General features: G+C 75.2%; 5 protein-coding genes. All 5 read right to left on the reverse strand.

The genetic code is table 11. The features are described from left to right. Positions 1-72 precede the first annotated feature (72 nt). Positions 73-411, reverse strand: a complete 339-nt coding sequence (locus ACFUVW_RS18260; protein WP_430549879.1) for a P-II family nitrogen regulator — start codon at positions 409-411, stop codon at positions 73-75. After that, the gene (locus tag ACFUVW_RS18265) at positions 408-1,694 is read right to left on the reverse strand and encodes an ammonium transporter (RefSeq protein WP_430572727.1); all 1,287 of its coding nucleotides are present in this window, start codon (positions 1,692-1,694) and stop codon (positions 408-410) included. The genes ACFUVW_RS18260 and ACFUVW_RS18265 overlap by 4 nt, the downstream gene beginning before the upstream one ends. 163 nt (positions 1,695-1,857) lie before the next feature. After that, on the reverse strand, positions 1,858-3,033 hold the full coding sequence (gene ftsY / locus ACFUVW_RS18270; RefSeq protein WP_430572728.1) for a signal recognition particle-docking protein FtsY: 1,176 nt from the start codon (positions 3,031-3,033) through the stop codon (positions 1,858-1,860). Between the two features lie 60 nt (positions 3,034-3,093). Beyond that, positions 3,094-3,420 (reverse strand): hypothetical protein, encoded by a 327-nt coding sequence (locus ACFUVW_RS18275; RefSeq protein WP_430572729.1) that lies wholly within the window; start codon positions 3,418-3,420, stop codon positions 3,094-3,096. A 4-nt stretch (positions 3,421-3,424) separates the two neighbouring features. After that, a complete protein-coding gene (smc, locus tag ACFUVW_RS18280; protein ID WP_430572730.1) occupies positions 3,425-7,006 on the reverse strand; it encodes a chromosome segregation protein SMC in 3,582 nt (1,193 codons plus the stop codon). Positions 7,007-7,136 lie beyond the last annotated feature (130 nt).

Below are 7,136 nucleotides of genomic sequence, written 5' to 3' on the forward strand. Positions count from 1 at the left end.
CCGCACCCCTGCCTCCGGGGTGCGGGGCTCGGTCGCGCCCGGCCGGTCGTCCGGGAGCACGATCGACGCCTCCTACAGGGCCGCGTCGCCGTGCTCGCCGGTGCGCACGCGCACCACGTCGTCCAGCGTCGTGGTCCACACCTTGCCGTCCCCGATCCGGCCGGTCTGGGCGGCCTTGACGACGACGTCCACGACGGTCGGCGCGTCCTCGTCCGCGACGAGGACCTCCACGCGGACCTTGGGCACCAGGTCGACCGTGTACTCGGCGCCCCGGTACACCTCGGTGTGGCCCTTCTGGCGGCCGTAGCCGCTGGCCTCGCTGACCGTCATGCCGCGGATGCCGGCGGCCTCGAGGGCGGACTTCACGTCGTCCAGGCGGTGGGGCTGGACGACTCCGGTGACGAGCTTCATGCGCGGATCTCCCTCTTGATCTGGCCGCCGGCGGAACCCTGCGGGACGGTCTCGTACGCGGACTCGCTGTGCACCGCGAGGTCGATGCCCGCGACCTCCGACTCCTCGGGCACCCGCCAGCCCATGACCGCCTTGAGCGCGATCGCGACGAGGTAGGTGACGACGCCGGAGAAGACGATCGCGACGACGGCGATGATCGCCTGGACCGCGAGCTGGTTCAGGCCGCCGCCGTAGAACAGGCCGGTCTCGGTGGCGAGGAAGCCGATGGCGACGGTGCCCCAGAGGCCGGAGACGAGGTGCACGCCCACGACGTCGAGCGAGTCGTCGTAGCCCAGCCTGTACTTGAGGCCCACCGCGTAGGCGGAAAGGACGCCCGCGATCGCACCGACCGCGATGGAGCCCACCGGGCTGACCGAGCCGGCGGCCGGGGTGATCGCGACGAGGCCCGCGACGACGCCCGACGCGGCGCCGAGCGACGTGGCCGAGCCGTCTCGCAGCTTCTCGACCACGAGCCAGCCGAGGACGGCGGCCGCCGTGGCGACCGTGGTGTTGACCCAGGCGAGGCCGGCGAAGCCGTCGGCCGTGAAGGCCGAGCCGCCGTTGAAACCGAACCAGCCGAACCACAGCAGCGCGGCGCCCAGCATGACCAGCGGCAGGTTGTGCGGGCGCATCGGCTCCGAGCCGAAGCCCTTGCGCTTGCCCACCACCAGGGCGAGGACCAGCGCGGCCACGCCGGCGTTGATGTGCACCACCGTGCCGCCGGCGAAGTCGATCGGCGTCGCGATGGACGCGAACGGGCCGTCGCCGGACAGCAGGCCGCCGCCCCAGACCATGTGCGCCATCGGGAAGTAGCAGAGGGTCACCCACACGGCCACGAAGACCATCCAGGTGCCGAACTTGGCGCGGTCGGCGATCGCGCCCGAGATCAGGGCGACGGTGATGATCGCGAACGTGGCCTGGAAGCCCACGCCGACGATGCCCGGCACGCCGAAGTCGTCGATGGCGAACTCGCCGGCGGCGTCGTAGATCGCGCCGGACAGCCCGAACTGGTCGAACGGGTTGCCGACGATCCCGCCGAGGTCGGCGCCGTAGGACATCGACCAGCCCCACAGCACGTAGACGACGCCGACGACGGCCATCGCGCCGAACGACATCATCATCATGTTCAGCACGGACTTGCCGCGCACCATCCCGCCGTAGAAGAGCGCGAGTCCAGGGGTCATCAGGAGCACGAGAGATGCCGACATCAGCATCCACGCGGTTGCTCCGGTGTCCAGCTCCATGAGTTGTTCCTCCCTCACCAGCCGGGCGGCCGGGTCGGGCACTACCGTGGTCGGGCGGGGTTTCCGCTGGACTGTTCTTGTGTTTCGCGGGTGTGACAAGGCCCCGTCACGCGTCAACTTTGCGTAACGGGGCCTCGCCGGGGCCTCCTGCTCCGGCGCCCGCTCAGCCGAGCAGGCCGTCGACGAACTGCTCGGGGTCGAACGGCGCCAGGTCGTCGGGCCCCTCGCCCAGCCCGACCAGCTTGACCGGCACGCCGAGCTCGCGCTGCACGGCCACGACGATGCCGCCGCGGGCGGTGCCGTCGAGCTTGGTGAGCACGATGCCGGTGACGCCCGCGACCTCGCCGAACACGCGCGCCTGGTTGAGGCCGTTCTGCCCGGTCGTGGCGTCCAGCACGAGCAGGACCTCGGCGAGCGGCGCCTCGCGCGCGATGACGCGGGTGATCTTGCCGAGCTCGTCCATGAGCCCCGCCTTGTTCTGCAGGCGGCCCGCGGTGTCGACGAGGACGACGTCGGTGCCCTCGGCCTTGCCGCGCTTCACGGCGTCGAACGCGACGGCGGCGGGGTCGGCGCCGTCGCGGTCCGACCGGACCGTCTCGACGCCCACCCGGGCGCCCCAGGTCTGCAGCTGGTCGGCGGCCGCCGCGCGGAACGTGTCGGCCGCGCCGAGCACGACCGACCGGTCCCCGGCGACCAGCACGCGCGCCAGCTTGCCGACCGTCGTCGTCTTGCCCGTGCCGTTGACGCCCACGACCAGCACGACGGCGGGCAGCCGCTCGCCGTCCTCGCCGACCGGGCCGGTCGTGGCGACCTCCCGGTCCAGCGCCGGGTCGACGACCTTGAGCAGCTCCTCGCGCAGCAGCTCGCGCACGGCCTTCGGGTCGCGCACGCCGAGCACGCGCACACGGGTGCGCAGGGCCTCCAGGAGCTCCTCCGCGGGACCGGCGCCGATGTCGGCGAGCAGCAGCGTCTCCTCGAGCTCGTCCCAGTCGTCCTCGGTGAGGTGGTCGCGGGACAGCACGCTCAGCAGGCGTGCGCCCAGCGGCGAACCGGACCGGGCGAGGCGGTCGCGCAGCCGGACGAGGCGGCCGGCCACCGGCTCCGGCGTCTCGAGAGCGGGCGCCGCCGGTTCGACGGCGGTCTCGGGCGGCGCGACCGTCGTCGGGCCCGCCGCCCGGCCGACGTCCAGATCGACGTCCTGATCGACCTGCTCGTCGAGGTGCTCGTCGACGAGGTGGTCGGTGCGACGGCGGCGGGACCGCGGGACGAGCAGGGCGGCACCGCCGCCGACCACGACGACGACACCGAGGAGGATCCAGAGCCAGAGCTGATCAGTCACGCGCACAGTCTCCCAGAACGGCGCGGCGGAGCCGCCCGCGGGTGCCCCGGCAGGGCGGGGTCACTCCGGCTTGCGGACGGTCCCCACGTGCCACGAGCTCCGCGCTTGCAGCCGTGCCCGGTGCAGGGCCTCGGTGAGCTCTTCCGGGTCGACGTAGCCCGGGGCGTCCTCGACCGTGGCGGCGAAGAACTCGTCCATGCCGGTCTCGACCGGGGCGGGGGGCGCGACGCGCTTGCGGCGCAGCCCGGACCGGAAGTCGCGGAGGAAACGACCGAGGCCCGGGGCCTCGTCGTCCTGACCCTCACGACGCTCCATGACGTTGGCCACGAGGAACACCACCGCGGCGAGAACGAGGGACCCGAGGACCCAGAGGACGAACGTGAGCATGGCGCTATTCTCCCCGCGCATCGACGGTCTCGCGCATCCGCTGGGAGATGACGGTCGTCACACCGTCGCCGCGCATCGTCACGCCGTACAGCGCGTCCGCGACCTCCATCGTGCGCTTCTGGTGGGTGATGACGATGAGCTGGGAGTCCTCCTGCAGCTCGCGGAAGATCTCGAGCAGCCGCCCGAGGTTCACGTCGTCGAGCGCCGCCTCGACCTCGTCCATCACGTAGAACGGGCTGGGGCGCGCCTTGAAGATCGACACGAGGAACGCGACCGCCGTGAGCGACCGCTCCCCGCCGGACAGCAGCGACAGCCGCTTGACCTTCTTGCCCGCCGGCCGCGCCTCGACCTCGATCCCCGTGGTGAGGAGGTCGCCCGGGTCGGTGAGCACCAGGCGCCCCTCGCCGCCCGGGAAGAGCCGGCCGAAGACCCGCTCGAACTGCTCCGCGGTGTCGCGGAACGCCTCCGCGAAGACCTGCTGCACCCGCTCGTCGATCTCCTCGACGATGTGCAGCAGGTCCTGACGGGACTTCTTGAGGTCCGCGAGCTGCTCCGTGAGGAACTGGTGCCGCTCCTCGAGCGCCGCGAACTCCTCCAGCGCGAGCGGGTTGACCGCCCCGATGCGGGCGAGCGCGCGCTCCGCCGTCGCGAGCCGCTTCTCCTGCTCCGCGCGGACGTAGGGCACGGGCTCCGGGTCCGGGTCCTCCTCGGCGGCGTCGGCGGGGCGCGCCACCGGCACGTCGTGGTGCGGGCCGAACTCCTCGACCAGGACCTCGGGGTCGCTGCCCAGCTCGTCCACCGCCCGGGCCTGCAGCTGCTCGAGCCGCGCCACCTGCTGGGCGCGTGCCACCTCGTCGCGGTGCGCGACGTCGGTGAGGTCGCGCAGCTCGCCCGCGAGGCGGTCGGCGTCCGTGCGGACGGCCTCGAGCTCCTGCTGCCGCGCACCCCGCTCCTCGTCGGCGGCGGCGCGCTCGGCCTGGGCCCGCCCGATCGAGCGGGCGAGGACGGCGAGGGCGGTACCCGCGTCGTCGCGCACCGCGGCCGCCGTCCGCGCCTCGGCCGCGCGCTGCACGGCCCGCCGCTCCGCCTTCTCCCGCGCGGCGCGCTCCTGCGCGGCGGCGCGCGCGAGGCCCTGCGCGCGGCCGGCGACGGCGCGCGCCCGCTCCTCGCTGGTGCGCAGCTCCAGCCGCGCCTCGGTCTCCGCGGCGCGTGCGGCGGTGGCGGCCTCCTGCGCCGCCTCACGGGCGGCCTGCGCCTCGGCCACCTGCTCCTGCGACTGCGCCGGCTCGGCCTCGGCGACCTCGAGCCGCCGCGTCAGCTCCGCGAGCTCCGCCGCGTCGGCCTCCCGGCGCTCGGCCGCCTGCGCCAGCGTCGCCCGGTGCCGCTCGGCCTCCGCGAGCGCCGAGCGGTGGGCCGCGCCGAGGGTCCCGAGCTGCTCCGCGACGGCGGCGAGCGCCGCGTCGGACTCGTGCAGGCGCGCGAGCGTGTCGTCGTGGGTGGACTGCGCGGCCTCGAGCCGCTCGCGCGCCCCGACCAGCTCGAAGCGGCAGCGCTCGCCGCGGGCGGCCGCGTCGTCGAGCCCCTCCTTGGCCTCGTCGAGCGCGGACGTCAGGTGCAGCACGCTCGGCGCGGCCGCGGAGCCGCCCCAGGCCCGCGCCGCGCCCAGCAGGTCGCCCGCCCGCGTCACGGCCACGACGCGGGGCGCCGCCTGCACCAGGGCGCGCGCCTGGGCCAGGTCGTCCACCACGACGACGTCGCGCAGCAGCGCGCGCAGCGGGGCGGCCGCAGGACCCGCCACCGTGACCACGTCGGCCGCGCGCCGCGCGCCGTCGGGCAGGTCCGCGGGGACCGCGGACTCTCCCGGCGCTCCCGCGTCCGCGCCGCCCACGACGAGGCCGGCCCGGCCGGCGTCGTCGTCGCGCAGGCGGCGCAGCGCGTCGACGGCCGCGTCGAGGTCGCGCACGGCCACGGCGTCCGCGACCGGGCCGAGGGCGGCCGTCACCGCGTCCTCGTACCCGGGCTCGACGCCGAGCAGCGCGGCGACCGAGCCGAGCACGTCGGGCGCGGCGTCCGCGAGCAGGGCGCCCGCGCCGTCCTTCCGGTCGAGGCTGAGCTCGAGCGCCTCGACCCGCGCGCTCCAGGTCGCCCGGTCGCGCTCCGCCTCGGCCGCGCGGGTCTCGAGGTCCTGCACCGCCGCCTGCGCCTCGGCGAGCGCCGCCGTCGCCTCCTCGTGCCGCGCGTCGAGGTCCTCCTCGCCCTCCTCGGCGCCCACGACCTGCACCTCGAGCGCGCCGAACTCGCGCGCCGCCTCCTCCGCACGGCGCTCGGCCTCCGCCACGACCTCGCGGACGCGCTCCAGCTCGGCGTCGCCGGCCTCGACGCGGCTGCGGCGCGCGGCCACCTGCCCGGAGAGCCGGGCGAGGCCCTCGCGCCGGTCCGCCGCGCCGCGGTGCAGGGTCGCGAGCTCGCGCTCCGCGGCGTCCGCCGCCTTCTCGGCGTCGGTGCGGGCGGCGACCGCGGACTCGAGCGCGGCGCGCGCGAGCTCGACCTCCCGGGTCAGCTCGGCCTCGGTGGCACGCGCGCGCTCGGCCTGGGCCTCCAGGTCGGCCGGGTCCTGGCCGCGGTGCTCCGGCTCGGTGGCGCCGAGCAGGCGCACCCGCTCGTCGGCGAGCGTGGCGAGGCCCCGCAGCCGCTCGCGCAGCGCGCTCAGCGCGTGGAAGGCGTCCGCCGCACGGCCGGCGTCCGCGACCGCGGCGGACGCCGCGACCTCGAGGCGGGCCAGGTGCTCGCGCGCCCGCTCCAGCCCCTGCTCCGTCTCCCGCTGCCGCTCGCGCAGCGCCGCCTCGTCGGCCCGCTCCTGGGCCATCTGGGCGGTGAGCTGGGCCAGGTCGTCCGCGAGCAGACGGGCCTTGGCGTCACGCAGGTCGGCCTGGACGGTGCGGGCCTTGCGCGCCGCCTCGGCCTGCCGCCCGAGCGGGCCGAGCTGGCGGCGCAGCTCCGCGGTGAGGTCGGTGAGGCGGGCGAGGTTGCCCTGCATCGCCTCGAGCTTGCGCAGCGCCTTCTCCTTGCGCTTGCGGTGCTTGAGGACGCCGGCCGCCTCCTCGACGAAGCCGCGCCGGTCGTCGGGCGTGGCCCGCAGCACGGCGTCGAGCTGGCCCTGCCCCACCACGACGTGCATCTCGCGCCCGATGCCCGAGTCGCTCAGCAGCTCCTGGATGTCCAGCAGGCGGCAGGAGCTGCCGTTGATCGCGTACTCCGACCCGCCGCTGCGGAACAGCGTGCGGGTGATCGTCACCTCGGTGTAGTCGATCGGCAGCGCACCGTCGGTGTTGTCGATCGTGAGGGACACCTCGGCCCGGCCGAGCGGCGGGCGGCCGGCGGTGCCGGCGAAGATGACGTCCTCCATCTTGCCGCCGCGCAGCGACTTGGCGCCCTGCTCCCCCATCACCCACGACAGCGCGTCGACCACGTTCGACTTGCCCGAGCCGTTCGGCCCGACGACGCACGTGATGCCCGGCTCGAGGCTCAGCGTCGTCGCCGAGGCGAACGACTTGAAGCCGCGGAGCGTGAGCGTCTTGAGGTGCACCCGGCGAGCCTAACCGCCGGATGCCGCGGATCCGCGGAACTACGCCGCTCCCCCGCCCCGTCCGCGAGATAGAGAGGGGATTCCGCCGAGATAGAGAAGCGACGCGCCTGGTGACCAGGCCCGTCGCTTC

The organism is Isoptericola sp. NPDC057391, from assembly GCF_042668085.1.
Classification (GTDB): domain Bacteria; phylum Actinomycetota; class Actinomycetes; order Actinomycetales; family Cellulomonadaceae; genus Isoptericola.

Coding starts and splice junctions, on each gene's coding strand:
- ACFUVW_RS18260 (WP_430549879.1), bottom strand. CDS start 411: ATGAAGCTCGTCACCGGAGTCGTCCAGCCCCACCGCCTGGACGACGTG.
- ACFUVW_RS18265 (WP_430572727.1), bottom strand. CDS start 1,694: ATGGAGCTGGACACCGGAGCAACCGCGTGGATGCTGATGTCGGCATCT.
- ACFUVW_RS18275 (WP_430572729.1), bottom strand. CDS start 3,420: ATGCTCACGTTCGTCCTCTGGGTCCTCGGGTCCCTCGTTCTCGCCGCG.